Source organism: Bradyrhizobium sp. 45 (assembly GCF_023073155.1).
GTDB classification, from domain to species: domain Bacteria; phylum Pseudomonadota; class Alphaproteobacteria; order Rhizobiales; family Xanthobacteraceae; genus Bradyrhizobium; species Bradyrhizobium canariense_D.
This window is the reverse complement of record NZ_JADPIX010000138.1, coordinates 115,156-141,085: the sequence shown is the minus strand read 5'-3', so window position 1 is coordinate 141,085 and position 25,930 is coordinate 115,156. Positions and strand designations below refer to the sequence as shown.

At 61.0% G+C, this 25,930-nt stretch carries 21 protein-coding genes and 6 pseudogenes; 23 read left to right on the top strand and 4 right to left on the bottom strand.

Going from position 1 to position 25,930, the window contains the following annotated elements; genetic code table 11:
* Positions 1–93: 93 nt before the first annotated feature.
* The 5 genes and pseudogenes from IVB42_RS32400 to IVB42_RS32375 all read left to right on the top strand — a co-directional run.
* Positions 94–234, top strand: a pseudogene (locus IVB42_RS32400) (antirestriction protein ArdC); the annotation flags it as partial.
* 107 nt (positions 235–341) lie between these two features.
* Positions 342–518: pseudogene (locus IVB42_RS32395) on the top strand (DNA-binding protein); the annotation flags it as partial.
* Positions 519–608: 90 nt separating this feature from the next.
* Positions 609–1,670: a toprim domain-containing protein gene (locus tag IVB42_RS32390; RefSeq protein ID WP_247299923.1), complete on the top strand. Its 1,062-nt coding sequence runs from the start codon at positions 609–611 to the stop codon at positions 1,668–1,670.
* Between the two features lie 330 nt (positions 1,671–2,000).
* Positions 2,001–2,924 carry a DUF2493 domain-containing protein gene (locus IVB42_RS32385; RefSeq protein WP_247471829.1) on the top strand — a complete coding sequence of 308 codons (924 nt, stop codon included), beginning with the start codon at positions 2,001–2,003 and terminating at the stop codon, positions 2,922–2,924.
* Between the two features lie 1,159 nt (positions 2,925–4,083).
* Complete coding sequence (locus IVB42_RS32375; RefSeq protein ID WP_018458991.1) at positions 4,084–4,404, top strand: DUF736 domain-containing protein; 321 nt, start codon at positions 4,084–4,086, stop codon at positions 4,402–4,404.
* Positions 4,405–4,919: 515 nt separating this feature from the next.
* Here the strand turns inward: IVB42_RS32375 and IVB42_RS32370 are convergent.
* Positions 4,920–5,183, bottom strand: a complete 264-nt coding sequence (locus IVB42_RS32370) for a helix-turn-helix transcriptional regulator (protein ID WP_247338177.1) — start codon at positions 5,181–5,183, stop codon at positions 4,920–4,922.
* A gap of 77 nt (positions 5,184–5,260) precedes the next feature.
* On the opposite strand from IVB42_RS32370, the pseudogene IVB42_RS32365 reads away from it, so the two are divergent.
* The 9 genes and pseudogenes from IVB42_RS32365 to IVB42_RS32325 all read left to right on the top strand — a co-directional run bounded on the left by IVB42_RS32365 (position 5,261) and on the right by IVB42_RS32325 (position 12,968).
* Positions 5,261–5,537: pseudogene (locus IVB42_RS32365) on the top strand (DUF2285 domain-containing protein).
* A gap of 397 nt (positions 5,538–5,934) precedes the next feature.
* A complete protein-coding gene (locus IVB42_RS32360) occupies positions 5,935–6,570 on the top strand; it encodes a DUF2285 domain-containing protein (protein WP_345946707.1) in 636 nt (211 codons plus the stop codon).
* 382 nt (positions 6,571–6,952) lie between these two features.
* Positions 6,953–7,231 (top strand): helix-turn-helix domain-containing protein, encoded by a 279-nt coding sequence (locus IVB42_RS32355; protein ID WP_018457391.1) that lies wholly within the window; start codon positions 6,953–6,955, stop codon positions 7,229–7,231.
* Between the two features lie 3 nt (positions 7,232–7,234).
* Positions 7,235–8,137 carry a replication initiator protein A gene (locus tag IVB42_RS32350; RefSeq protein WP_018457390.1) on the top strand — a complete coding sequence of 301 codons (903 nt, stop codon included), beginning with the start codon at positions 7,235–7,237 and terminating at the stop codon, positions 8,135–8,137.
* 454 nt (positions 8,138–8,591) lie between these two features.
* Positions 8,592–9,056, top strand: coding sequence for a DUF2840 domain-containing protein (locus IVB42_RS32345; protein ID WP_247367877.1), 465 nt, complete (start codon positions 8,592–8,594; stop codon positions 9,054–9,056).
* Positions 9,056–9,562 carry a S26 family signal peptidase gene (locus IVB42_RS32340; RefSeq protein ID WP_247367878.1) on the top strand — a complete coding sequence of 169 codons (507 nt, stop codon included), beginning with the start codon at positions 9,056–9,058 and terminating at the stop codon, positions 9,560–9,562. Before IVB42_RS32345 ends, IVB42_RS32340 begins: the two co-directional genes overlap by 1 nt.
* On the top strand, positions 9,559–10,473 hold the full coding sequence (locus IVB42_RS32335) for a lytic transglycosylase domain-containing protein (RefSeq protein ID WP_247367885.1): 915 nt from the start codon (positions 9,559–9,561) through the stop codon (positions 10,471–10,473). The genes IVB42_RS32340 and IVB42_RS32335 overlap by 4 nt, the downstream gene beginning before the upstream one ends.
* Positions 10,474–10,713: 240 nt before the next feature.
* Positions 10,714–12,438 (top strand): DUF3363 domain-containing protein, encoded by a 1,725-nt coding sequence (locus IVB42_RS32330; protein WP_247299928.1) that lies wholly within the window; start codon positions 10,714–10,716, stop codon positions 12,436–12,438.
* Positions 12,439–12,761: 323 nt separating this feature from the next.
* Complete coding sequence (locus IVB42_RS32325; protein WP_026233366.1) at positions 12,762–12,968, top strand: cold-shock protein; 207 nt, start codon at positions 12,762–12,764, stop codon at positions 12,966–12,968.
* A 175-nt stretch (positions 12,969–13,143) separates the two neighbouring features.
* Here IVB42_RS32325 and IVB42_RS32320 read toward each other — a convergent pair whose 3' ends face one another.
* The gene (locus IVB42_RS32320) at positions 13,144–13,932 is read right to left on the bottom strand and encodes a polysaccharide deacetylase family protein (protein WP_247300063.1); all 789 of its coding nucleotides are present in this window, start codon (positions 13,930–13,932) and stop codon (positions 13,144–13,146) included.
* Positions 13,933–14,440: 508 nt separating this feature from the next.
* Here IVB42_RS32320 and IVB42_RS32315 point away from each other — a divergent pair.
* From IVB42_RS32315 to trbB, 5 genes and pseudogenes are all read left to right on the top strand, one after another.
* Entirely contained in the window at positions 14,441–16,411 is a 1,971-nt protein-coding gene (locus IVB42_RS32315) for a conjugal transfer protein TraG (RefSeq protein WP_247299929.1), read from the top strand.
* A gap of 10 nt (positions 16,412–16,421) precedes the next feature.
* Positions 16,422–16,844 (top strand): CopG family transcriptional regulator, encoded by a 423-nt coding sequence (locus IVB42_RS32310; protein ID WP_247299930.1) that lies wholly within the window; start codon positions 16,422–16,424, stop codon positions 16,842–16,844.
* 384 nt (positions 16,845–17,228) lie between these two features.
* Complete coding sequence (locus tag IVB42_RS32305) at positions 17,229–17,891, top strand: hypothetical protein (protein WP_247299931.1); 663 nt, start codon at positions 17,229–17,231, stop codon at positions 17,889–17,891.
* 82 nt (positions 17,892–17,973) lie between these two features.
* Positions 17,974–19,289 (top strand): annotated as a pseudogene (locus IVB42_RS32300) (MFS transporter).
* Between the two features lie 256 nt (positions 19,290–19,545).
* Positions 19,546–20,371 (top strand): annotated as a pseudogene (gene trbB / locus IVB42_RS32295) (P-type conjugative transfer ATPase TrbB).
* A 316-nt stretch (positions 20,372–20,687) separates the two neighbouring features.
* Here the strand turns inward: trbB and IVB42_RS32290 are convergent.
* The gene (locus IVB42_RS32290) at positions 20,688–21,161 is read right to left on the bottom strand and encodes a hypothetical protein (RefSeq protein ID WP_247337824.1); all 474 of its coding nucleotides are present in this window, start codon (positions 21,159–21,161) and stop codon (positions 20,688–20,690) included.
* Between the two features lie 272 nt (positions 21,162–21,433).
* Between IVB42_RS32290 and panB the strand changes: the two genes are divergently transcribed.
* Complete coding sequence (panB, locus tag IVB42_RS32285) at positions 21,434–22,324, top strand: 3-methyl-2-oxobutanoate hydroxymethyltransferase (RefSeq protein WP_247300065.1); 891 nt, start codon at positions 21,434–21,436, stop codon at positions 22,322–22,324.
* Between the two features lie 2 nt (positions 22,325–22,326).
* Positions 22,327–23,186, top strand: a pseudogene (gene panC / locus IVB42_RS32280) (pantoate--beta-alanine ligase).
* 158 nt (positions 23,187–23,344) lie between these two features.
* Here panC and IVB42_RS42095 read toward each other — a convergent pair.
* Positions 23,345–23,470: a hypothetical protein gene (locus IVB42_RS42095; protein WP_256464689.1), complete on the bottom strand. Its 126-nt coding sequence runs from the start codon at positions 23,468–23,470 to the stop codon at positions 23,345–23,347.
* A gap of 688 nt (positions 23,471–24,158) precedes the next feature.
* On the opposite strand from IVB42_RS42095, the gene IVB42_RS32275 reads away from it, so the two are divergent.
* Together IVB42_RS32275 and IVB42_RS32270 are read left to right on the top strand one after the other, a co-directional pair.
* Positions 24,159–24,359 carry a hypothetical protein gene (locus IVB42_RS32275; protein WP_018459031.1) on the top strand — a complete coding sequence of 67 codons (201 nt, stop codon included), beginning with the start codon at positions 24,159–24,161 and terminating at the stop codon, positions 24,357–24,359.
* Between the two features lie 26 nt (positions 24,360–24,385).
* Positions 24,386–24,781, top strand: coding sequence for a hypothetical protein (locus IVB42_RS32270; RefSeq protein ID WP_247299934.1), 396 nt, complete (start codon positions 24,386–24,388; stop codon positions 24,779–24,781).
* Positions 24,782–25,930: the final 1,149 nt, after the last annotated feature.

Here is a 25,930-nt window from a genome sequence, read left to right as displayed (position 1 = left end):
GCGGCAAGGCAATAATGTGGAGGAGATCGCGCACTATCCCAGCATAACACCGGAAACGTGGTGCTCCTTCACATTATGATCTGCTGCTGATTACTTGACGTACTGCGCGAGGACAATCGTGCAATTGTCCGGGCCGCTTCACAGGCCAGCAAGGTCGCGGACTATCTCCTTGGATTCTTGCCAGCACCCGCTGCCGACATGAAGGCGGAAAAAGCGGACCAGGAAGCGGCGTGAGACTCCACCGGGTCACCGCGGGCACGAGAGTGAGAGGGCGGGTCGTTTTCCGCGATGGGTTGGAGGTCGAGAGAGAGGCTCTCGGCCGCCCGTCGTGGAGAATCGACATGACGAAGGCTGTCGAAAAGATCACCTTGTCGCCCTCGCGTGATATTCCGTTCAACAAGCTGGTGCTGAGCCAGTCCAACGTCCGGCATGTGACGGCGGGCATTTCCATCGAGCAACTCGCCGAAAGTATCGCGCAGCGTACGCTCCTGCAAAGTCTCAACGTGCGGGCGGTTGTTCGTGCGTACGGTTGCGAGCGGTGTGGAGGTCCTGTCGAAAGTGCTCGACCCCTATCCGATCACGCGCATCAGTGAGCGGGAGGCCGCCTGATGTTCAGCAAGCCTTGCGAGTTAGCACGCCGCCTCGCGCGCGAGGCCGAGGCGGTGTGCCGACACTATCTCTCCAATGGAAAGAGGGAGGGGCGGTACTGGCTGGTCGGCGATGTCCACAACGCCCCAGGGCGCTCACTGTTCGTGCGGCTCCAGGACTCACGGAAAGGCTCCGCCGGAAAATGGACTGACGCCGCAACCGGGGAACATGGCGATCTCCTCGACGTCATCCGTGAAACCTGCGGCTTGCGCGATTTCCGGGAGGTCGCAGAGGAGGCGAGGCGCTTTCTGAGGCTGGCTCGTACTGAACCGGAACTCGTCCCGAAACCCGTTCGTCCCTTAGGACCGGCCGGATCGCAAGACGCGGCAAGACGACTCTTTATGAGATCGCAACCGATCGAGGGGACGCTGGCCGAGACATATTTGCAGCGTCGCGGGATCGCCCACCTGCACCATGGTGGCAGCCTGCGTTTCCATCCGCGCTGCTATTATCGGCCCGACGAACACCTGCCAGCCGAGACCTGGCCGGCGATGATCGCCTGCGTCACGGATCTCGAAGGCAGGATCACTGGCGTGCATCGCACCTGGCTCGACCCTGACGGCTTTGATCGCATTCGGCTGGGCAAAGCTCCGATCGATACGCCGCGACGCGCGATGGGCGATCTCCTGGGGAACGCGGTTCGCTTCGGCGTGGTGGACGACGTGCTCGCTGCCGGCGAGGGAATCGAAACCATGCTGTCGCTACGTTACGTGTTGCCGATCATGCCAATGCTGGCTGCGCTCTCGGCCAATCATCTCTCCGCCATGGTTCTTCCGACCGGGCTGCGCCGGCTCTACATCGCCCGCGATGTCGATGCCGCTGGCGATGCGGTGCAGGCGACCCTCAGCCAGCGCGCAGCGGACGCCGGCATTGAAGCGGTCACGCTGTCGCCCCGGCTGGGCGACTTCAACGAAGATCTGCATGTCTTCGGTGTCCATGCTCTCCAAGCAGCGTTGCAGCTCCAGCTCGTGCCAGAGGACGTCGTTCGCTTCCTGCATCCCTCGACTGTACCCGCGGAATAGCTTCCGGTCCTTGATCGACGTCGATCGGCCAGTCATAGGCGAGGCCAATACCGGAAGAGGACGCGACCTCGGCCTTCTAGAGAGCGATCGGACGGCAGGCGGAGCGCGCCGGCAATGGCTACGGCCGGCTATTTTCCGCCGCGCGCCAGTGATGTGAAGACACATCATTGGGTTCGCCGCGCGCTTTGCATCGCGAAGCAAAATAGCCGGCCTCCGCCATCCTCCGCTGCCGCTTCGGCCCTTTCGGGTTCTGGCACGCTTCGGCCGCCGTCAGAGGATCGCCACGAAGGCGGCGATAGTCGCGGCCGATCCGGCAAAGGACCTCTTCCCATGACCGACCATGACGACGTCGAACCGCTGCACAACTCTTCTCCGACCGACCAAGTCATCACCGAACTCCAGCTCTTCGGCTATCACCCCTTCGACGACCAGCCCGATCCAAGACCACTCCCAGAGGGCAAGATGGTTGGCGGCGCCGTCGCCGATATCTTCGACGCCCTGGTCGCGACCTTGAGCGACACCCGGCTTGAGCCGGACCTTGACGATCTGCTCTGGTCGACCGTCAACCTGTTCCATCGTGCCGTCGAGCGCGTCGAAAGGCAGCTCGATAACAACGAACAAGCGCAGCACAAGAGCCAACGCGAGCAGAACGGGTCCGAGGTGCGATCGGTCGAACTCGAGCGCCTGACCGCCGAAGGCGTCACGCTGATCGAACGCCGCAACTGCCTGGAACTCTTCCGTGACCAGGCCATCGAACAATTTGAGGTCAACACCGGCGCATCCTGGCGCCCGCGATCGGGATCATTGGTCAACCACCGCACGTTCACCGCAGCGATGATCGACTCCCGCGACTTCATTGCCGCCAAACGCCGCGCCGAAAGCGAGGTCTTGTTGCCACCCGGGCCGAAAATCGCACTCACCGGCGGGCTCGACTTCAATGACCACAACCTCATCTGGGATCGCCTCGACAAGGTTCATGCCAAGCACCCGGACATGGTCCTCCTGCATGGCGGCTCTCCCAAGGGCGCCGAACTGATCGCCTCCAAATGGGCGACCAATCGCAAGGTCCCACAGATCGCTTTCAAGCCGGACTGGACGAAACACGCCAAGTCGGCGCCGTTCAAGCGCAACGACGCCGTGCTCGAACTCCTGCCGATCGGCGTCATGCATTTCCCGGGCACGGGAATTCAGGACAATCTCGCTGACAAGGCGAAGCGGCTCGGTATTCCCGTTTGGAAGTTCGGCGGCGCATGAGCGCCGTCGAAGACGCCAAGGTGGCGTTGCACGCCGCAACTCCGCCTCGTTTCGATTTTAGGTCCGAAGCCGCGCCGCGGTGGTGGTGGAGGCGCGACCAATACGTCTATGCATTGGAGCCACCGCCATGCTCGCCCTTGGGCTTGCCCTCAACACGCTCGGCATCGGTTTGTTCTGCTGGCTGATCCTTGCGCTGGCGGTCTATGCCTTGCCGTTTTTCGTCGCGCTCAGTGTCGGAATATCGGCATTTTCGCGATGGCGCGGGCCTCTTCGGCGCACTGCTTATCGGAATTGCTTCTGGCGCGCTGACGCTTGCCGCTGGTCAGCTCACTCTCGCGGTTAATCGGTCCTTGACCTTGCGCGTCCCGGTCGCAACCGTCTTCGCGGTCCCGCGGCAATCGCCGGCTACCATGTGGTGTTTGCCCTGTCCCAGATCGGGGTGCGTTCGCCGAGCTGGCGGGAGGCCTTCGCTTGCGTAGGTGCGCTTTGCATCGGCGGCACGGCATGGGCGCGTTTGACCGCTTCGCGAGGCCCCCCACCGTCTCACTCGGCCGGGGTGGTGGAGAATACACCTCGACCAATTCTTCCAGCCGCCACGCTCGAGCGATGAGGCTGCGTCGTCATCAGGTCGAGCAAGCTCGCACAGAGACCAGGTTGAACGAGACGGCGTCGAGCTCGAGCGAAAGGCAACCGCGTCTCCCTTTGAAGCCTTTATGCAAGGCCCACCAATCTCTGTCTGGCTCGCATAGCTGCGTGGGGCGCACCGCGCTCGATCATTCCTGCGGGAGACGATACCGCCCTTTGCGGCAGATTGTTTCTCCTTCTGCGCCGGCCCGTCCCGACCTGTTGCTCAGAACAACCGAAATTTGCCACTCATCTCCTTAGGATTGCGGTTCAGCGCGCGGACGCACGTGGCCTCCTTGATGGCTCGATCTGGCCCAAGAGCGGCTGCGCCTCGATCGTCTGAGCCGCAACGCCGTTGATGCGACTTTCTTCCCCTGGGCTTGCGCCCATTCCTCGCGAGACAAGAAAGTCGCTCCAACGGCGTCCTCCGCTGCGCTCCGGCCTGCTAGCGGGTGCGTCGCCGATCGTCTTCGGCCTTTAGATCGCCATCGAGGCCGCGGTGGTCGCGGGCTCGAAACACAACAGGAGAAGTGACATGGCTAACATCGGTTCTTTCAAGAAAGTCGGCAACGATTTCCAGGGCGAGATCGTCACCCTGAGTTTGCAGGCCAGGGGCGTCCGCATCGTCGCCGAGACCAACCGCTCCAACGATAACGCTCCCAGCCACCGCATCTATGTGGGCCGGGCGGAGATCGGGGCAGCCTGGTCCAAGCGCTCCGAGGAGGGCCGCGATTACCTCTCGCTCAAGCTTGACGACCCGTCGTTCAACGCGCCGATCTACGCGAACCTGTTCGATGACGAAGGCGGAGAGGGCTACACGCTCCTGTGGTCGCGCCCGCGCAAGAACGGGGAGTGAGGCTCGGTCCAAAGCCCCGCCTGAGTTGATCGGGCGGGGCTTCTTTTCCAGCCTAAGGCGGCAAGATGATCACGCTGCTGTTCCATTGGAGCGGTTCTCACATCACCTCTCGTGGGTACCGATATCTATTTTGGTCTGGTCAATGCCGGTATCGTAGACAGCTTGCTCTTGGGGCAGCGAGGGGCTTTGCGGAGCCCGGGGACCGAGCGCCTCAACCTCATAAGTCACCGCTGCAGCGCTAACGCTTTGCTGACCTTGCATCGGGCGTCTAATCGGGCGGAGGCACAATCGGAATGGCAAGTTCGGCGTCTACGCGGTCCCGTTTTGACCATCATCTTGAAGCCCTTCACTCACGCTTGAGCATTGCCGGATGGATTGTAAGGGCAGGAGGCTACACCCTCCTTAGGTCCGACCGCATAAAACCGGCAAGCAGAGCTCGAACAAAAACCTCGTCGAACCGCTCGTGCGAGGCTTCTTGCAGGCGGCAGGGGAACGTCTCGCCGCGGTACGATGCTCTACTGGTCAATCTTTTTTCCTCTTCGGTGCTTTAGGAAGCTCCTGGAGAACTCCTGGTCCGGTAAGACAAGATTCACGTGGCTAACACCCAGTGTGGTTGCGAGTTCGAACAGCGTCACCACGGTGGGATTGCGCCGACCTTGTTCCAATCCGCTGATATATTGTTGCGTGAAGCCGGACGCCTCTGAGAATTTCTCCTGCGTGAAGCCTTTCTGCTTCCGCAGTTTTAAAAAATTCCGACCCACCAACTTGCGCATATCCATCGGCGCAAGTTGCTTCTTCACATTGAACTGAGGAACCGTGCCTGCGCACGTCTATTGTCATTCTTGCGAGATTTACCATGCAAACACCGCCCCTTGAGCCGCATGTCGCCGCCTGCGCCCCCACAGATCCAGCGCTCACATCCTATGATGAGGAGCATCTGGTGACGTACTGGCGCCTTCTCGACGCCGCGGCAGATGGCGCCGACTGGAAGGAAGTGGCCCGAATCGTGCTGCACATTTGATCCGGACCGAGAATCGATGCGGGCGCAAACTGCATTCGAGAGCTATTTGAGGCGCGCTAGATGGCTGGCAGATCACGGCTACCGTCATCTGGTTGCGCGGTGGCGCAGGTAGATAGCAGGATTTGGCCATCCGAGTTGAGAAGTCAATTCTCTCCGACCATCATGGATCTTCTTGAGCATCACTTGGTGATCGCTTCCACGGCAACTTGGCACTCCCACAGCCCTTATTGACCGGCTATCGAGTCAATCGCGCTTGGAGAGTTCAGCCCGGAGTAGATGCGGTCGAGCGCACAATCACGCACGAATTTTGCTCGCCTTCTCCTCGACCAGTTGGGCGGGTCGAACTTCCAGAGCCTGCGAGACTTGCCAGATCGTAAGCAGGGTCACGTTTTGCAACCCTCTCTCCATTGATGAACGCGCGGTCGACACCCATGCGCTCTGCCACCGCCTCTTGGGTCAGGCGCAGGTCTAACCGAAATCGACGCGTGTTTGCTCCAAAAAGCTTGCGGATGTCCATCCGCAGGATAGGAAGCATTCGCGTATTTGGCGCTGCTTTCACCCATGACCCGCAAGGGTCTTTCTACGAGCAGACCATCTTCTGGGCGCCCGAGGCGATGCCAACGGTGGTGCCGATCGTTCGGAGCGCGTCCGGCTCTCAAGGTTCGGACGTAGTACTTCCGCTTGCTGACCTTACGTCGGCCACCATGAGGCAAGCACCGGACGGCTGGCATGCCCTCTTGCTGGTCCAGGGCGCGCAGCATCGATTATGGCTCAGAGAGGCCCCGCACCTCGGTACCGGATATGCCACCGAATTGCCGCTTGACGAGAATTTCGTCGCGCGCGCCCACGCCGCACATCGCTTATGGCGAGCGCTGAACGGCCGCCCGCCGGGACCTGCCTTTCATCGGCTTTCGGCCCAGCAGCGGAAAAGGCTCGGCCTGGCTCTGCGAGCGCGGGATGGGCATGAGGATGGCGCATCCTATCGAACGATCGCCGAGGTGATGTTCGGCAAAAGGCGGCTCATCGACCGCGGCTGGAAGACCCACGACCTGCGCAGCCGTACCATTCGCCTGGTCAAAGCCGGTCGCTTCATCGTGCGTACCGGCTACCGTGCATTGTTTCGATCGAGATCCCGCAAGAAATAGATCTGGATAGCGTACAACTGATGCAACCAGGTCAGGTTTGGCGCCTCTCGCCCTCCCGCTGACTGCACCGGCGGGCGGCCCGCGGTCGGATCTTACGCCTCATGCGTGCCGATCGCCTGCGGCGCATCGGAGCGCGTCGAACTTTCCCGCACCACGCCCAACAGCTGAGACGTCCCTGGCTGCGCAGCAGAATCGTCGGCCGATTGCTGACTACCAAAGCCTGCAGTCCTCTTTTGCCGATCGCAACGCGAAACCAAAAGGAGGGGTGCCGAAATCGTCCTAACAATGTTCGGCATCCCCTCACGTGCGTTCGCTCCTCCATGATGTCCGTCGACGCGCGATCAAACTCCGTCGCGCTCCATGACATCACGGGAGCGATCCGATGCCCGACCCGAACGCCGGCACGCCGCAGCGCTATCTTCGCACACCAGAAGCGGCACGCTTTCTTGGCCTCTCCGGCCGCACCCTCGAAAAGCATCGCACCTATGGCACAGGTCCGACCTACCGCAAGCTAGGCGGCCGCGTCGTCTACGCGCTCGAAGACCTGAAAGCATGGGTGGACCGCGGCGCCAAAACGTCGACCAGCGATCCCGGGGTTGGCACGGTCTTGCCCGCCAAGCGGCACGCGCCCATCGCCTACGCAGGCAAGGAGCGGCGCTGACCCATGCCGGACAGCAACTCCTTTGCGCGCTGGCGGCGCAACTCAGAACGGGATCAGCTCGATCTGTTTCGCGCTCTTCCCGGTGATCTCGCGCCGCGCGACGCGCAAGACCTAATGGCTTATCCGTTCTTTTCGCTGGCGAAGTCAAAGCGGACCGTTCCCATCGATTTCGGGGCCGGGACAATCAAAATCCGTGTCGAAGCCGTGCCGGAACATGGCATGGCGACCATCTGGGATGCGGACGTGCTGATCTGGGCCGCCTCGCAAATTATCCAGGCGCGTGATGCAGGTTTGAAGACATCGCGGTTGATGGCCGCCACCCCTTACGAGATCCTGACTTTCGTTGGACGCGGCACAAGCGTGCGCGACTACGATCGCCTCAAGGCTGCGCTCGACCGCTTGCAATCGACCACCGTGATGACATCCATTCGCCAGCCGACGGAGCGCCGGCAGCATCGGTTCTCGTGGATCAATGAATGGAAAGAGACCGCGGATATGCACGGCCGCGCCCGCGGGCTCGAGCTGATCCTGCCAGACTGGTTCTACACGGGTGTTCTGAACGAAGCGCTCGTGCTGACGATCGACCGCGCATATTTCGATCTGACTGGTGGACTGGAGCGCTGGCTTTATCGCCTCGTGCGCAAGCACGGCGGTCGCCAAAAGGGCGGCTGGAGCTTTGATCTTGTGCACCTCCACGCCAAATCGGGCTGCCTATCGCCACTCAAGCACTTCGCATACGACCTGCGCCAGATCGTTCGACAGCAGAGATTGCCGGGATATGAACTGGTCATCTCGCACGACCCAAATGGGACGGAACGGCTGAACTTCGCTCCCACTGCGGTCGACCCGCTTACCCACCGGCTGCGCAAGCGCGGGCTTATCTCCAGCTCGGGGGAAAACCTGTGAATCCCGCCGTGCTATCAGGGACCAGCGCCACCGTGCCATCCGGGACCGAAAACGCGTGCGATCAGGGACCGCTATCGCGGAAAAGCCGTTGCCACAGAGGAGCTTCCGCTTCCTCTAACTTTCCTAACCAGGAATCCTTCGGATTCCTTCTAACGGACCCCCAGTCCACGTCCCTGCAGAGCCGGTCCTGGCTGTCCAGTGAGCCCACGTACGCCAACCTCCGCACGAGAGCGGCTGAGCTGCGTCTTGGTTCGTGGAAATGGGCCTTCGCAGTCCTGGACCTGCAGGAGCGTTGTCTCGTCTTCAGGCTCGCTTGGCGGTCTGACGCGGCCGTGAGCGCGAAGCAGTCGTGCTTTGCCCCACTTGTCGTCTGCCTATCACGCCTCCTCGTCCTGGATTTCAGATCGCCACGTCTCAGCACCGCGCCCGCCGTCTTGCGATATGGAATTTCAATATGAATGATCTCACGACGGTTGAGCTCCTGTGGCTCGAGAAACGCATCGAAAACCGCATTCGGTTCGGCCGGCCTATATCGGAAACGATCATCGGCCATCACCGGCGTGTTCTTTCATTTGCGCCTGGGAGCATTTTTGCGTTCGTACGCTGGAGCTCCAATGACTTCGGAACCGTACTGTCACGCATCGATATTCTGCGCGCGTCCGCGCCAGGGCAGCGCTACTCGACCGTGCCTTGGATCAGTCCGGGCGGCGAGAGCCTGCTGAGATTGTCCGGTTGGCCGAAGGTCGAACGTGTCCTGCAACTGATCGAGGCGGTGGAAGCACTCGGCATCGATCCCGCCGACGCGGCGCCCGACTACTGGCACCACGCGCACAACCGCCTTTCGGTGAATGAGACTCCGCGAAGCTACACCCGTGCGCGCCACCAGGCGTGGCTCCGGCGCCAAAGGGTGACACTCTGATGGGCCAGCTCATAACAATTCTTGCAATGTGCGGGGGCACGGCTCTTGCGCTCTCCGCCGACCGGGGCACAGCGCCATGGTATGTTTGGAACGCTTCGCACAGCGTGCCGATCGGTCTTTACCGCTTGCAGGCGGTGGAGCGTCTCCGTGTCACCTCGCTCGTAGCCGTTCGCCCGCCTGACCCGCTTGCGTCCTTCCTTGATTTGAACGGCTATCTGCCGCTCGGCATTCCCATGCTCAAGCGGGTCTTGGCGCTCCCTGGGCACACCGTCTGCAGACGAGAACTCACTATCCTCGTCGACGGCATCGAGATGGGCGAGGCCCGCGAGCGTGATGGCCGTGGGCGGCCTTTGCCCGCCTGGCAGGGATGCCGCGTCCTGCTGGACAATCAAATCTTTCTGATGAACTGGCAATCCGCCGACTCTTTTGACGGCCGCTATTTCGGGCCGATCGCGGCCTCCGCCGTCATCGGCCAAGCTTTGCCAGTGTGGACGAAGGAGGAATGACCATGCTTGCCTCGCTTCATCGGGTTGCAGCTTCATCATGCTCCCGCGGACCACAATCCCTTTGCTCCTTTCCGGCCAAGCTCGTCAGCAGATGCGGGCGCGCAGATGATGATCAGCTGCAAAGGCCGCACGCTGACTGCTCCCAGGTTGCGCTCGAGGCGATGCGGGCATGCCGTCCATCCTTCCGTATCATCGCGGCATTCCTGGCAGCTTTGGCAGCTGTCGAATTGCCGTCGAGCTGTCGAGCCCAATCCGAATTGCAGGCGCCTGCTCCGCCCTCAACGTGCCTTGGCAAATTCGTCCCATATGCGGCCTTCATTGCCGAGGCGTCCCGCCGGTTTGCAGTTCCCGTGCAATTGGTATGTGCCGTGATCCAGGTCGAAAGCAGTGGCAAAGCGCAGGCCGTGTCATCTCGAGGTGCCCTGGGCTTGATGCAGATCATGCCAGGGACGTGGGTCGACCTGAGCGCCCGCTACAATCTAGGCATCGACCCCTTTGACCCCCATGACAACATTTTCGCAGGGGCCGCCTACCTGCGAGAGATGCTGGACCGGTTCGGCTCGGACGGATTTCTCGCCGCCTACAACGCAGGCCCCCAGCGCTACGCGAAGCATCTGACGACGGGGCGCGCGCTGCCTGAAGAAACCCTGGCCTACCTGAACAAACTCGAGCCATTGACCGGCATCATACAGCGCTGGCGCGATACTTCGGTCCCCGTTCCCAGCACAGATTGGAAGCAGGCCGCGCCGTTTGTTCCGCGATTTCATCCCTGGTCGAGCGAACGGAGCTCGGTATCCGCTCTGCATGAAACGCCTTCATCGAAAGACACGCTGACCCCCAACACAACTGGACTTGTGCCCCATGCGAGTGGTCTGTTCGTGCCGCGATCGGACGAATCGAAGTCTCAATGACGATAATCGCATCTCCTCGCATGCCATCGCAAGTTCTCGCATTTTGGAGAGTGATGAGGACGCGGGCGGAAGGAGCGGACCGGGGATGGCAGGATAAAAGCCGCAAGGTGCGGCCGGTCGGTTGTGAGAAATCTGGCTTTAGTTTCAATCATCCAATGCAACTTGCGAATCTTGAGCGCACATTTTCAGTTTTGCCAAATTGCAGCCGCGGCTCAGCTTTTTGCACTCTGCCGGCAAACCATGGCCGGTAAGGACGACTTCCGAATCCGCCCTGGCCGCATTCGCTCTACGCGAGCGCCGGGGGCAAAGCCGTTTCTGGCGCAGGCCCTCAGAGCCGCGCAGAAGGCCGGCGGTCTGTCACGCGGCTATCGTCGTGGAACAAACTTCGGACGTGGGCGGGCCGCGAGCCTTGCAGCGTCCAGACTGCTCAGCAACCGGTCTCGCGGCGCCATGGTCAAGGCGCGGGTGGTTCGCCAAATGCGCACGCCCGGGGCGCTGCGGGCCCATCTTGGTTATCTGCAGCGTGACGGCGTCACCCGGGACGGGGCGCCAAGCAAGCTCTTTGATGCTCTCGGAGATGAAGCAGACGGCCGCGGCTTCGCCGAACGCTGCGAGGGTGACCGGCATCATTTCCGCTTCATCGTTTCGCCCGATGATGCAGGCGAGCTCACCAGCCTGCGCAGCTTCACCCGTGAGCTCATGGATCAGGCCTCACGCGACCTTGGAACGCGCCTCGAATGGGTCGCGGTCGATCACTGGAATACGGAACACCCGCACATTCATATTCTCGTGCGCGGCCGCGCCGATGATGGAAAAGACCTCGTCATCAGTCGCGACTACATCGCAAACGGCTTGCGGGCCCGAGCCGGCGATCTCGTCACCCGCGAATTGGGTCCCCGATCCGAGCTCCAGATCCGCGAAGCGCTGGAAGCCGAGGTGAGCGCCGAGCGCTGGACCAGGCTCGACCGGGTGCTCGCGCGGCAAGCGGCATTGGCCGATGGGGTCATCGATTTAAGGCCGGAACGGGATGGTGCCCGGGACCCGTTACGAGACATTCGGATCGGGCGGATGCGGATGCTGGAGCGCCTGGGTGTGGCAGAGCCGGCAGGGCCCGCTCGCTGGGTCTTGGCCGAAGACGCCGAGCCACGCCTGAGAGCGCTTGGCGAGCGCGGCGACATCATCAAGCGGCTGCACAAGGCGATTGCCAAGGATGGTATCGCACGCTCACCGTCCTCCTTTGCGCTCGAAGGCGAGCATCACGGTCAACCGATCATTGGCCGTCTCGTCGCCCGCGGACACGACGACGAATTGAGGGGCAATGCCTTTGCCATTGTCGACGGCATAGACGGGCGCGTCCATCACCTCAAACTCCCCGATATCGAGGCGGCTGGCGACGGGCCGATTGGAGGCGTCGTGGAGCTCCGCCGCTTTGAGGATGCGAGGGGACGGACACGCATCGCACTCGCGGTAAGATCGGAACTCGTCCTCGAAAAGCAGGTCACCGCGGAAGGTGCCACATGGCTCGACCGGCAGCTTGTGGCGCGCGAGCCTGCTGAGTTCTCGCGCGCCGGTTTTGGCGCAGAGGTCCGGGCAGCCCTGGAACAGCGGATTGATGTGCTGGCAGAGTACGGGCTTGCACAGCGGCACGGCGACAAGGTGCGGCTTGGCCGCAATCTGATCGAGACCTTGCGAAGTCGCGAGCTCGATCGCGCCGGCCGGCGCCTCGCGGAGGAGACGGGGCTTACGCATCTGCCTGCTCGATCAGGTGAACAGGTTTCGGGGACATACCGACAGCGGCTTTCCCTCGCCTCGGGGCGCTTTGCCATGATTGATAATGGGCTCGGCTTTCAGCTCGTGCCTTGGGCTCCTTCACTAGAGCGGGAACTGGGCAAACAGGTGAGCGGGATCGCAGGTCCAGGCAATGTCGATTGGTCCTGGGGCCGCAAACGGGGCCTGTCACTTTGACTGGCAGTTTCTCCGCTGGGCTGCGATCCACGACTGCGGCGCTAGCTGCGGCTGCGCTCGCCCACGTACAAGCGAAGCCCGCTGTCCTTTTGTCGCTAGAAGAAGTTCGCTGTAGTCGCGCTCACTGCAACCACGCCCCAGCGGGTCTTGGGGGGCCGGGACATTCGCCGCATAGCGGCGAGACGGGGTTCTCTCAGCTCGCGAACCTCTCGCTGGTTCGACCATTCTGCGTGCCCGGTTCCGAGCAACTGTCTCCTCCTGGATATCTTGATGCAGGTGCGAGTTTTCGCTAGATGGCATGTGTTCATTTAGGAGAAGTGACGGTGACGATCGGTACTGTAAAGTGGTTCAACACGACCAAGGGCTACGGTTTCATCAAGCCGGATGACGGCGGCCCCGACGTCTTTGTGCACATCAGCGCCGTTGAAAAGGCCGGATACACCGGCTTGGCAGAAGGCGCTCGGATCAGCTTCGAGGCCAAGGCTGGTGGTTCCGGCAAAGTATCAGCCGAGAATCTCCGGATCGGATAAGGCCGATATCGCCGACGGCGGCGGCAACGGTTGGATCGGAATCCCTCCTGAAAAGGGACCGATCTCGCCAAGAAGATAGCGCCGCTAGTGGGCGATACGGCCGTGCCATGGCATCGATCTGGACCCGGGCGCACCGTGAGAACCAGTTGGTTAGATTGACCCAATCTACCCGCTGTCATTTCCGCGAACTGCTGCGGCTTGCCGCTGGGGTGACTTCAGCGTTGCTCTCGATCGGGCCAGCCGGCACCAGATGCACGATGCGATAGCCATTCTCGTGCAGATAGCGCAAGAACGCCGGCATCATTGCGGCCGTTCGGGCCTGGGCATCGTGCAGGAGAATGATGCCCTTGCTTGCGACCTCCAGCCGCTCGGTAACTGTCTTTAGTTCTTGTTCTGGGGTTAGGTTCTCCCAGTCGCCCGCCGAAAGGTCAGCTCCAAACACGACCATCCCGCGCGAACGCAAGAATTCGAGCATCGCTGGGCTCGAGTCGAAATACGGAAACCGGAAAAAGCGCGATGGCGGGCTTTGGGCGGAGGCGCCCTTGAGCGCCGTCTCATCGGCGGCAATTCCACGATCAATATCCTTCTTGGCCTGTTCGAAGGTCATCTTCGACATCATCGTATGCGACCAGCTGTGGTGTGCGATGGTGTGGCCCTCGGCAGCAATTCGGCGAACGAGCTCTGGAGACTTCGCGGAGGACTTGCCGACCAGAAAGAACGTGGCCCGTACGCATTCCTTGGCGAGCGCCGCCAGTACCTTTTGCGTGCTCGGCGGCCGCGGCCCGTCGTCAAAGGTGAGGACGACCTCATGGTCAGCCAAAGGGAGCGTTTCCCGAAAGCTGTTCAATCCAACGCGCGCGTGGGCCTTTGCGTCGACCTCGAGGACGCGGGAGGTGCCGAGCACATCCTGCCGTGGGCAGTCGGCCGCGTCTGTCACGACTATCCCGGCAAGTAGCAGGGTCACAGCACCAGCAAGCGGCGTCGTCAATCTGAGCAGGCGCGTCTTTGAATGCGCCACACCTCCACCCTTACCTGAGCCAGCAGCATTGCCGAAACACCATAACCTCATGCGATTCAGGTGGCTCTTGGGAAAGGGCAGCTTGGCGGCGGGTGAGCTTATCTATTGCGCGATCGTCAGAACTCCGGGACCCATTCAGCGACACTTCGCGAGGATCGAAGGTCGTCCGTCCCTCCAGCGTTTGAGCGCTCCAGGAGGGCAATCTTCAGGAACGCTTCACATTACTTGAGCGAAGTCAGCGTTTTTCTGCCCATCCATGAGCTCTTACGCACATAATCGGCATTTCGGCGCCGTCTCATGATGCAAACCTCGATCAGTCCCGCTTCGCTTGAATGGGCGTTGGCTACGTATCTCGGCTTTGTCCCCGCCGATCTCTGCGCTGCCACGCGCGCCACTGCGACGCGAGCACCATTGTAGTTGTGTGCGCACGTCGATATGCCGAGATATCCCGATCATGTCGGCAACAAAAATCATTTGGCACCAGGTCATCCTGGTCTGCCTCATCGTGCTCGCGTTCCTGTGGGCTGCGACCGAATGGACAGCCTGGCGGCTTGCGTTCCAGCAACAGCTTGGGGCTCCCTGGTTCAAGCTCGGGCATTGGCCGATTTATCAGCCGGCAGCTTTCTTCGGCTGGTGGTTCAAGTTTGATGCTTATGCGCCCGTCGTTTTTCTGGAGGGTGGCGCGATTGCTGCAAGCGGCGGCATCGCGGCCATAGCGCTCGCCATGTTGCTCTCGGTCCTGCGAGCCCATGAAGGGCGGGACGTCACCACCTACGGCTCGGCGCGCTGGGCCGATCTACGCGAAGTCAGACGGGCCGGGCTGTTAGGCCCTGACGGCGTCGTGCTCGGCCGGTTCGGACGTCATTATCTGCGCCACGACGGGCCCGAGCATGTGCTTTGCTTTGCGCCGACGCGCTCCGGGAAAGGTGTTGGCCTCGTCATTCCGACCCTTCTGACCTGGCCGGCCTCCACCATCGTCCATGACATCAAGGGTGAGAACTTCCAGTTGACCTCTGGGTGGCGCGCGCAATTTGGGCCCGTGCTGTTGTTCGATCCGACCAATCCGGCCAGCGCCGCCTACAATCCACTCCTCGAGATCCGCCGTGGCGACTGCGAGGTGCGAGATGCTCAAAATATCGCGGATATTCTCGTCGATCCTGAGGGTGCACTCGAGCGCCGCAATCATTGGGAAAAGACCAGCCACTCACTCCTGGTGGGGGCAATTCTGCACGTCCTCTACGCCGAAGCCGATAAGACCCTCGCCGGGGTTGCAAATTTCCTTTCGGATCCATCTCGCCCGATCGAGGCTACGCTCAATGCAATGCTGGCGACTCCGCATCTTGAGACAGGCATCCATCCAGTCGTCGCATCAGCGGCACGCGAGCTTTTGAACAAAAGCGAGAACGAGCGCTCGGGTGTGCTCTCGACGGCGATGAGCTTCCTCGGGCTCTATCGTGATCCGGTAGTTGCCAAGATCACCGCGCGAAGCGATTGGCGCATCCGTGATCTCGTCGACCGTCCTGAATCCGTCTCACTGTACCTCGTGGTGCCGCCATCGGACATCGTCCGCACCAAACCCTTGATGCGGCTCATCCTGAACCAGATCGGACGGCGTTTGACCGAGAGCCTTGATCCCGACCGGCGCCGGCAGAAGCTGCTTCTGATGCTTGACGAGTTTGCAGCCCTCGGCCGGCTCGACTTTTTCGAGAGCCAACTCGCCTTTATGGCAGGTTACGGCATCCGCAGCTTTCTCATCACGCAGAGCCTTAACCAGCTCGAACGCGCCTACGGTCCGAACCATGCGATCCTTGACAATTGCCACGTCCGGATCGCCTTTTCGACCAATGACGAGCGCACCGCCAAGCGCGTCTCCGACGCGCTCGGAACTGCGACCGAATTGCGAGCCATGAAGAACTATGCGGGCCACCGCCTGAGCCCGTGGCTTGGGCACTTGATGGTCAGCCGCCAGGAGACCTCTCGTCCGCTGCTGACTCCCGGCGAAATCATGCAACTGTCTCCGCAAGACGCGGTCGTGATGATTTCCGGTGTGCACCCGGTCCGTGCCAACAAGGTCCGCTACTATGAGGATCCGCAATTCCAGCGACGTGTCTTGAAGCCGCCCCGCTTGGAGCCGAACAAGCAGCCCACCCGCCCAGATGACTGGTCAGCCCGCGCCCAAATATCGCCGTCGGGCCAGCTGCTGACCAGGCGCACGGGCAGGAGCGACGAGGCGAACGGCGGCTTACGCCGCGAGCCGGAATTGCATGAGGAAATCGAGATCAAGACGCCGGCCGGCGAGCACGAGTTCGACCCCGAGCTCGACGAGGGTGACGAGGATGCCGTCCAGGCGCAACTGATGAGCCGGTCGATGCAGGGAGTTGCGCGAACCGTCACCCTCGATCCCGACGATGGAATGGACCTGTGAGCGAGGCAGCGTGAAAAAGGTCCAGCTCAGCATCTATCTCGATCCCGAAACGTTCAAAACGCTTGAGGCCTTCGCAAGCCGCGGTGGCCGGTCCAAGTCGCTGGTGGTCGAGGCCGCAATAGGTTCCTTCCTTTCTCCGGACGATTCCGATCGGCGCGAGGCTGTGATAGCAAAACGGCTGGATCGGATTGTGCGGGTGCTCGAGCGTCTTGAACGCAATGATGGCATCACGCTTGAGACCGTCGCGCTCTTCATCCGGTTCTGGCTGACCTCAACTCCGGCATTGCCGGAGCATTCGAGCCCTGCCGCCCGCGCCAAGGGCGGTGAGCGGTACGACCGCTTTGTCGAAGCGCTGGGACGACGACTTGCGAGCGGATCCAGCGTCCTGAAGGAGGTAAGCATCGACGTGCAAGCCTCCAAGAAGCCCGAATAGAAACTTCTCCGCGCAGAGTGCCTGTGACGGCTCCTTGGCGATCGAGCGCCGGGCCTAGGTGAGCCGAGCGGGCGCGCGCGAAGGCAGACCGACACAGAGTCGTGAAGCGCGGGGAGCTTTCTTGACGTCCCAGAAGGCCATCGCGAGTGGCCCCTAGCTGCCGCGCAGGAGGCTGAAAGATCCGGCTCATCTTGAGCCCGCCTCGTCTTTCTTTGGCTACGCCAGACTACGACGCCGATGTCGGCGCGATTGATGTCGTGGTCGGATTGACCCTTCTGTCGACGCATCATCGCTGGGCCGATTCATCTGTTTCGACCGGAAAGCCACGCCGCACGGATAGCATGTGCCGTTTCGTGCGGTCGCAATTGAGGAGCTGAAGAAACAATGCAGATCGATGGTGAGGCTGAAGGTCAGGCCAGCTCGATTGGGAAAAGTTCCGATGGCGAGGTGGAGCCGAGCTCGAACGAAGGTCTGCGAACCAAGAAGATCATCGTTCAGCTCTCCGAAAGCATCTTCGAGCGGCTTGAAGCCGCGACCGAACGCGCGGGAGTCGGCAAGAGCATGGTCGTCGACACGGCGCTTCAGCGTTTTCTGGCTCCTGCGCCAGCGGCCGAAGGGCTCATTCGTGAAACTCCGGACCGGTTCAGTGGTCAGATGGCAAGGCTCGAGCGCGAGGTCGCGATCGTTGCCGAGACAGTGGCCCTGCATGCGCGCTATCACCTCACCGTTACGGCGGCCATGCAATCATCCCAGCAGCGGGACGCATGCCTCCTCGGCCAAGAACGCTGCAAGGTTTTGGTCCAACAGCTCGAGCGCGGAGTGCGGTTTGGCCAACCATTGATTCAGGAGACGATTGATCGGCTCGGAAGGGCGAGCTGGCGTGCCTCTGAAATCGGTAGCGGTGTATCAGAGAGGCGAACTGCAGAAGAACTGCTTCAGGAGGGTTCGTCCGCACCCGCTGTAGAGGGGGGCTCCGAGCCGCGCGCTGCCGCCGAGGAGGGCGGCAGCAAGGTGAACTTTCGGAACCTGTCCAGCTCGTTGTGTTGAACGCACCGTCCAGAACGGCAGAAGCGTACAGAAAGGGTTCGCCGCGCAAACAACGCCTGTGGCACGCATCGAACCGCTTCCTGTGTGGCGGCTCATCGCCTGCATCTTTCTTCCCTTCGCGGCCGGGTACTACCTTGCTTACCTGTTCCGGACGATCAATACGCTGATCGCTGGACCCCTTGGCTCCGACCTCGGGCTGGGCGCTGCCGACATCGGGCTGCTCACGTCGATCTATTTCCTGGTCGTCATGGCGGGTCAGATTCCGATCGGCATGTTACTAGATCGCTACGGGCCGCGCCGGGTCCAGAGCTTGCTCTTGGTTGTGGCAGCAGCGGGGGCCGCGCTCTTCGGACTATCGACGGGTTTCGTTTCGCTTCTCATCGCCCGCGCGATGATCGGACTTGGGAGTGCAGCAGCGCTGATGTCGGGCCTTAAAATGATCGTCCTCTGGTTTCCTAGAGAACGTTTGGCCCTCATCAATGGCTTTATGATCATGCTGGGTTCGTTGGGCGCGGTCACGGCAACCGCTCCTGCCGAGGTGCTCCTGGACTGGATAGGCTGGCGCGGCCTGTTCGCGGTGCTGGCCGCCGCAAGCGCGCTCGCTGCCATTTTGATCTATCTGGTCGCTCCCGAACGAGTCGACAGCCCATCAGGCAGCACGAAGCCGGCCACACTGAAAACCATCTACTCTGATCAACGCTTCTGGCGGATTGCCCCCTGTCGGCAACCTGTATCGGGTCGGCGTGGGCACTGCAGTCCTTGTGGGCGGCACCTTGGCTTTGCGATATCGAACGGCTCAATCGAACAAGTCTCGTCAGCGAGCTGTTCGTGATGGCGACTGTTTTGAGCCTCGGGGCGCTAGTCTTGGGCGTGCTTGCAACCTGGGTGCGCAGCCGTGGCAGGAATATGGAAGTGTTGTTCGCGGCCGTCGCGGCCCTGTTGATCGGAGCGGAGATCGTCATCATCCTGCATCCGCCCTGGCCGTCACTTCTGCCGTGGTGCGTCGTGTCGGTGGCCGGATCGGCCACCGCTTTGACCTACGCCATCATAGGAGATTATTTCCCGCCCCAACTGGTCGCGCGCGCGAATGGTGGTTTGAACGTCCTGCAATTTGGCTGGGCCTTCATCGTGCAGTACGGGACGGGCCTGATTCTTGAGCGATGGCCCGTTGAGGCCGGCCACCATCCTTTGATTGCCTACCAGACCGCGTTCGGACTGAACGTGCTGCTACAGCTGGCGGCGCTCGCCTGGTTTGCCGTTCCATGGTTTCGAAGTCGGAAAGGGAAGAAGAGGACTTCGGCCCTACTCCAACCGGCCTGCGGCTGGAGCTCGGCTCATGCCGCTATCCCGGCGAGCGAAGCTGCGGTGCTGGAGGCGGATGAACACCTGGAGTGGTGACGCGAGCTTGACGGGCTGATGCCCAACGAGTGCTCCTTTTTCAGCGCCGCCGAACACGAGCTTATCGAACCTTCCTTTCCGACTCTTGCCGTTTCTACGCCAGACTACGACGGCGATGATCCTGTCTTGCGACAGCGTAGGATCTGCTTTTTCTACTTGTCTCACATGAGGCCGCTGAAGGGCAGGGCCTCGATCATGTGGGGCAGCCGTGGCGATACATTCATTTCATTTGGAAGCCGAGTTGCGCGGGGCGCGCATGCTCCGCACCGCCCTTGGGCCGGCCATTGCGGGCTTTTTGGAAGATCAGACCGTTGTGGAGGTGATGCTCAACCCTGACGGGCGGCTATGGATCGACCGATTGTCGAGCGGGCTTACAGACACCGGAGAGAGCCTTTCGGCAGCGGATGGCGAACGAATCGTCCGACTGGTCGCGCACTATGTAGGAGCCGAAGTTCATCCCGGCTCCCCCCGGATTTCGGCTGAGCTGCCGGAAACGGGGGAACGTTTCGAAGGATTGCTGCCGCCGGTTGTTGCCGCGCCGACGTTTGCGATCCGCAAACCGGCGGTCGCCGTGTTCGGGCTGGACGACTATGTCGCCGCAGGCATCATGAACGTGAGCCAAGCGATCGCGCTTCGCAATGCGGTCGCCGCACGGAAGAACATCCTGGCCGCCGGCGGCACCTCGACCGGGAAGACCACGCTGACAATGCGCTGCTTGCCGAGGTCGCGAAAGGATCGGACCGCGTCGTTCTTATCGAAGACACCCGGGAGCTTCAGTGCAGGGCACCGAACCTCGTGGCATTGCGGACCAAGGATGGCGTGATCTCGCTCTGCGACCTTGTGCGCTCCCTCTTCGCCTGCGCCCTGACCGCATTCCGATCGGCGAGGTCCGTGGGGCCGAAGCCCTCGATCTCTTGAAAGCCTGGGGCACAGGACATCCCGGCGGCATCGGCACGATCCACGCGGGGACCTCGCTTGGCGCGCTGCGCCGGCTCGAGCAGCTGGTCCAGGAAGCCGTCATCACCGTCCCGGGACAGTGCACGCCCTCGGCTGTTGGCCCGCAAGACTTCGTACCGGCCTGATGGATCCATCCGCCAGCTTAACGCAGCCGCCTCAAGACCAAGGCCGCCCGGCGGTGACGAGGGAGCAGGGCTTCTTCTGGCCTAGTCGACTTCGCTAGGATGAAGCCCGCGTCTTTCACGAGCTACGAAGGTGCGGAACTTGATACCATGTTGCCATGCGCCAGCCGTCAGCACATGTGTCTATTGCGTTCAGACGGGCGGCTCAAGATGACGCATGCTCCACTATATCCCGGGGGGGGCGCTGGCTGCCCCGTCGCTGATGGCCGGAGCTGCGCAGCGGAAATTGCCGCGGCAGCCCAAGAAGGCTCGCAACGTATCAGCTGCCGCCGCATGCTGAGGTATTCTCTCCCGTTCTTTGATCAGACCTTGCGTTGTGCCCATTGCCACTTACAGGGCTGCTGCAAGGCTCGGGGGCCTGACCGAGCAAGTCCCGCAGGCGTTCGATGCGGGCGGCCTGGAAAGGTGAAGCAGGGTTGGTCATCAAGACGGGTCCGTCGGCTAGAATGCGACGGCTCGTCACCAGAAGGTCATCACGAGCATGGCCGCTCGAGGGCTTGTCGGCTAAGCCCGTGCCCGTAGCGTCGGCACAGCCCCAGTCGGCGCTATGAATGCGCACCATGTCGCGATGGGCGCGCTTGATGAACGAGCGCTCAACCGAGCGACGGGCGAATATTGAAGCGACTAGCGCAAGCCCACAAATCAAATAGCTGTTCGAAAGGCTCCAAAATCCACCGACGACCACCGCGGTGAAAGTGAGTGCGGCGGCGGCGTTGCAGAGCTTGCCGACCATGAGCTTGCGGCCTCCCATCAGAATTGCCAGCCGGGCCGATCATCGGCGTTTTTGGTCCATATCCGCCGCTTTGCGATCCATGACTCGTACCGCGACCTTCCTCTCGGCTGCAGAGAATCATTCCCACGATGATTGCGCCATCATTGGGAGGTTCGGTGCGCCCTTCTTCCAGTTTGGAGGGAAAGCTTTCTTTGTGTATCGGTGGATTGACCCTTATCTCTCCTCTCGCCTAGGAAGCGCCGGGAGTTGAAGTGCCTGCGTTAAGAAAACAGATCAGGACCGAGATCAGCCACACGCCGCAGTCGCCAACCCAGCGAGTTACGATACCCCTTGTTCAGCAATGGAAGGAGGAGGGGCGGCGGATCGCAATGACCACCGCTTACGACGCGGTTGCAGCGCGCATCGCTGATCCGATCGTGGATATTATCCTCGTCGGCGACAGAGTTGGCAATGTTTGCCTCGGATTCGACAACACCTTGCCAGTCAGCGTCTCGATGATGAATCATCACCTCGAAGCGGTTGCGCGGACAAGACCGCGTGCCCTTCTCATTGCCGACACGCCCTTCCTCAGTTTCCACGTGAGCCGGGAAGAGACCATCCGCAACGCCGGCGGCTTCCTCCAGCGTGGCGCCGATGCGGTGAAGCTCGAAGGCGGTGCAAACCGCCTCGATATGGTACGCGCCCTGGTCGACTGTGAAATTCCCGTGATGGGACATCTCGGTCTCACCCCACAGAGCGTCAATGTCATGGGTTTCAAGGTGCAGGGCCGGACTGCCACCGACGCCTTCGGCCTGCTCGAGGACGCGCATCGTCTGGAGGAAGCTGGTTGTTTTGCTCTCGTGCTGGAGGGAATCCCGGCGGAGCTAGCAGCGCGGGCGACGGAGATCCTGAAGATTCCGACCATCGGAATCGGAGCCGGTCTTGATTGTTCGGGGCAGGTGCTCGTGTTTCATGATGTCGTGGGTCTTACCGACCGTAAGCCGCCCAAATTCGTGCGCGCCTATTCGAATGGATTTCAGCTGATGCAGGAGGCGCTCTCGCGCTGGGCGACTGACGTTCGTGACGGTACATTCCCAGGAGGGCAGGAATCCTATCGCCTTCCGGACGCGCTCAAGGAGCTCGTCGCAAACTGGCCTCCACACGAACCAACCTCAGGGTCGTAATCATGCGAACCATCCGATCCGTTGCTGAACTGCGTCGCGCTTTAGCTGAGGCTCGGGGCCCCGACAGACACATTGGATTGGTGCCCACGACGGGTTACCTGCACCAGGGCCACATGGCCCTGGTCGAAGACAGCCAGGCTCGTTGCGACGCCACGGTCGTCAGCATCTTCGTTAATCCTACGCAGTTTGGCCTAACCGAAGATCTCACCACCTATCCCCGCGACTTCCCTCGCGATGAACAACTTTGCCGGGAGGCAGAAGTCGACGTCCTCTTTGCTCCGGAGGTGCGGGACGAGTACTCTACCCGCCTCAGTTTGATACCTTTGTTGAACCCGGTGCACTCGCGGAGTCCCTGTGCGGCCCGTTCAGGCCCGGCCATTTCCGCGGCGTTGCGACCGTTGTCTGCAAGCTGTTCAACATGGTCCAGCCGGATGTCGCCTTTTTCGGGCAGAAAGACTTGCAGCAATGTGCAGTGGTCCGCCGCATGACCTTTGATCTCAATCTGCCGATCGATATCGTCACCGTGCCGACGGTCCGCGAGCCGGATGGCCTCGCAATGAGCAGCCGAAACCGCTATCTCAGCGCCCCGGAGCGCAACCGTGCATTGGCGATCAGCCGGCGCCTGCTCTCGGCGGAAACCGCGTTTCGCGAAGGAGAGTGCGATCCCGTCCGGCTGCTATCGCTTGTCAGGCCTCCCCTTGAGGCGTTGGATGAGTTGCAATACCTCGAAATCGTGGACGCTGAAACGCTAAAACCGGCCACGAACCAGTTATCGCGTCCGGTCGCCATTTGTGCAGCAGGCTATGTTGGCCCGACCCGGCTTATCGACAACGTCATGCTCGATCCGGACGCCAGGAGATAGGAAGCTCCAATCGGCGGGCCCCTCACAACGTGACAGCAAACAGGTGCAGAGAGGCGCTAGCGGAGAGGAAGCGAGCGAACCTTGGAGGGGCGCCACCTGACGAGCTTAGTGCGAGGAGGCGTGGAGCGTGTCTCTATTGAGATGGCGGATCCGGTCGCTCAGATTTTTTTTATCTTGAGGGCACGGCGCTTCATCGTCGCGGTCAGTTTTTTCGTTTTCCGACCAAGTACTTTGCCGACGAGGTTCCCACGTTGTGATCTCTCGTTTTGCTTGGTCTGCTTCATCGACATTCCCTAGATGCATCAGCAAAATACGAGGACTGGGACATGGTCATGACATGGCCACTCACAGACCAGGGCCTAATGGCGCGGGAGCCAACGCGGTGACCGACACCGCTCGCCAGCTCGGCGTGACGAAACTGTTGCAGGCGGGCCCATTGGCGTGCTTAGCAGCAGAAATGACGCCCTCTTCGCTTCCTATCTGGCGGCGGCTCGACTGCTTCGTGAGCCTGCTATACCGGCGTGCCCTCGCTCGTGCTGACGGACCATGACCAGCTTCGCCCACGGCGCTTAAGGGAAATCTCAAAGAAAGAAAAACGATCGGACATAAACACTGACGGTCTGTCTGTACCGGAACGCCCGCTGCGGCTGCCCCGGCGATGGATTCTCCGCGGGAAAATAGACACTCTGGCAAGTGGCGAGACATCGCACGGACATCGCGGCGAAAATCGTCAAAAAGAGCCCCTCCAGCGCTGAATTCCATCACGGAGGCGCTTCCTCTAGCGCTGGCGTGGCGGAGCCAGACCAGCACAACTGTCCTGCTTCGAGGGCATGGCGGCAACGTCTTGGACAATCAACAAGCAACGACGACTGTGGTGAAGTTCATACTCGACTTTGGAATCAGCTAGTAGTTCTTTGAGGAGTTCACCGTGCTTTCTCTGCTACCATTCTTTGCGCCTTGCGGAGTCGCCAAGTGTTGGACGCAACGACCACTGCGCTTCTGCGTGCTGTTCTTGAGGAGGTTTGCGACAGTCTGCCTCGCAGCGAAACCGGCACTCGGGCCCATGTCGCTTCCAAGATCTTGGAGGCCGCCAACAAAGGTGAGATCACGGCGGAGCGCCTTCGGCAGGTCGCAATGCAAGCTCTTCGCTCCGCGCCAACCATGTGGCGCTAGATACGGACAAGACCGATAGTGCTCATGTGAATTTCCAGGTCACGGTGTTGAAGATCCTTGTGAGCTACCCGAACGGCTTCGCATCCATGCCGGACCTCAAGCGAGACATGGCCATTTTGGCCACGAGCGGTCCGGATTGGGCGGCACGCACCAAACGAATGGGCGCCCGTGTGCCCGAGCTCGACCTTTTTACGCAGCAACTCGTCGACCGCTTGCATGGAGGGTGGCGCATCACGGACAAGGGACGAGCGGTGCTCGAGCTGATGGAGCCGCGCCCTACTACGCACCAACTCCAACCAGAGGACACGAGAGCTCCTGAGCTGCCATCGCCAGTGCCGGCAGGATCTCTTCCTGTCGAACTACGCCGGAGTGAGCCCGAACGACTGGGGCGGCGCCGGTCCTCCAGGGTCACTGATGGCTAACGAGGCCGGCGCAACGATGCTGGACTCTCACGATCTCCGCCGGCGGATGGCCCGCCGGATTTGATTGGCCAGATAAGTGCCCCAAATGATCATCATCTCGCCGACACGTTCCGTGCGCTTGCGCTCAGGGTACGTTGACCGGAGGCATGGCCGCAGTCGGGCGTAACACGAATTGTTCTCGCTGCTGCCCACGCGCTGCCAGGATGATCGCAAAGACCACGAAGAAAATCAGAGACCGAGTCATGACCAAGACTTACTTCAGAATCCATATCGCAATTATGAAACCCCTCACACCCGGGCCAAACGACGCGCGTCGCGCGCATAATATCGCGCCGCTCTTCAGGTCCTGTTTGCTGAGCCGAAAGCAATAACGATTATTCGTGCCGCAACACGGCCGAGTAGCCTTGTGTGGTGCTCAAAAAATGCATTTTCCAGACACAACAGCCGGAAATCTGTGCAAAATCAGGATAAGAACTGACGGCGCGGGCGCAGGAAAGGTCGGTTGCTATCCAGGACCCCAACCAGGGGCGCTCATGCGCAAACAATTGTGCTTCGGCGCGCTCCTAGCGATGACTGCAGCGGGACTATACTCCTATGTTCGAGCCTCTTCGCGTTATTATGAAGGTTAAGTAATTTAAGACCTCGCTTTGCCTCTGAGGTCAAAGGCAATAATTCTCTTTCAACTGCCGACTTGCCAGCGTGGCCGGCTTGATGTCGCTCGCAAACAGCTCTTCGGCTTCTTTTCTGACGAAATGATTTGAAGGCGCCGCTGAGCGGTGTGATCTCGATGCTTTGGAGCAAGCGACAAACAAAGCGCGTGCGTTTCGAACGAGAGCATTGGGTCACCCTTTTGGGTGTAAATGGAAAATGGTGGCGCGATTGCGTTCTCGTTGAGATTTCCGAAACTGGCGCCCGCCTACGCGTTGACGGGTCTCCAGACGTGCTCAAATCACGACACTTTTTCTTGCTACTTTCCCGAACTGGATTGGCGTTTCGCCGGTGCGAATTGGTCATGCTAGATGGCTCGGAAGCGGACGTTCAGTTTGTAGTCCCTAGCATTGCTGGTTTGAGCACTCCTAGGATCGGCGGACTGTGACGAGGGGGAACTGCAAGCCAGCACGCCGTCGCTTGAAGAAAACGCGCTGGAGC

Coding starts and splice junctions, on each gene's coding strand:
- IVB42_RS32375 (WP_018458991.1), top strand. CDS start 4,084: ATGGCTAACATCGGTTCTTTCAAGAAAGTCGGCAACGATTTCCAGGGC.
- IVB42_RS32335 (WP_247367885.1), top strand. CDS start 9,559: ATGACCATGCTTGCCTCGCTTCATCGGGTTGCAGCTTCATCATGCTCC.
- IVB42_RS32315 (WP_247299929.1), top strand. CDS start 14,441: ATGTCGGCAACAAAAATCATTTGGCACCAGGTCATCCTGGTCTGCCTC.
- IVB42_RS32355 (WP_018457391.1), top strand. CDS start 6,953: ATGCCCGACCCGAACGCCGGCACGCCGCAGCGCTATCTTCGCACACCA.
- IVB42_RS32360 (WP_345946707.1), top strand. CDS start 5,935: ATGTCCATCCGCAGGATAGGAAGCATTCGCGTATTTGGCGCTGCTTTC.
- IVB42_RS32330 (WP_247299928.1), top strand. CDS start 10,714: ATGGCCGGTAAGGACGACTTCCGAATCCGCCCTGGCCGCATTCGCTCT.
- IVB42_RS42095 (WP_256464689.1), bottom strand. CDS start 23,470: ATGAAGCAGACCAAGCAAAACGAGAGATCACAACGTGGGAACCTCGTC.
- IVB42_RS32370 (WP_247338177.1), bottom strand. CDS start 5,183: ATGGATATGCGCAAGTTGGTGGGTCGGAATTTTTTAAAACTGCGGAAG.
- IVB42_RS32345 (WP_247367877.1), top strand. CDS start 8,592: ATGAATGATCTCACGACGGTTGAGCTCCTGTGGCTCGAGAAACGCATC.
- IVB42_RS32350 (WP_018457390.1), top strand. CDS start 7,235: ATGCCGGACAGCAACTCCTTTGCGCGCTGGCGGCGCAACTCAGAACGG.
- IVB42_RS32340 (WP_247367878.1), top strand. CDS start 9,056: ATGGGCCAGCTCATAACAATTCTTGCAATGTGCGGGGGCACGGCTCTT.
- IVB42_RS32390 (WP_247299923.1), top strand. CDS start 609: ATGTTCAGCAAGCCTTGCGAGTTAGCACGCCGCCTCGCGCGCGAGGCC.
- IVB42_RS32305 (WP_247299931.1), top strand. CDS start 17,229: ATGCAGATCGATGGTGAGGCTGAAGGTCAGGCCAGCTCGATTGGGAAA.
- IVB42_RS32385 (WP_247471829.1), top strand. CDS start 2,001: ATGACCGACCATGACGACGTCGAACCGCTGCACAACTCTTCTCCGACC.
- IVB42_RS32290 (WP_247337824.1), bottom strand. CDS start 21,161: ATGGTCGGCAAGCTCTGCAACGCCGCCGCCGCACTCACTTTCACCGCG.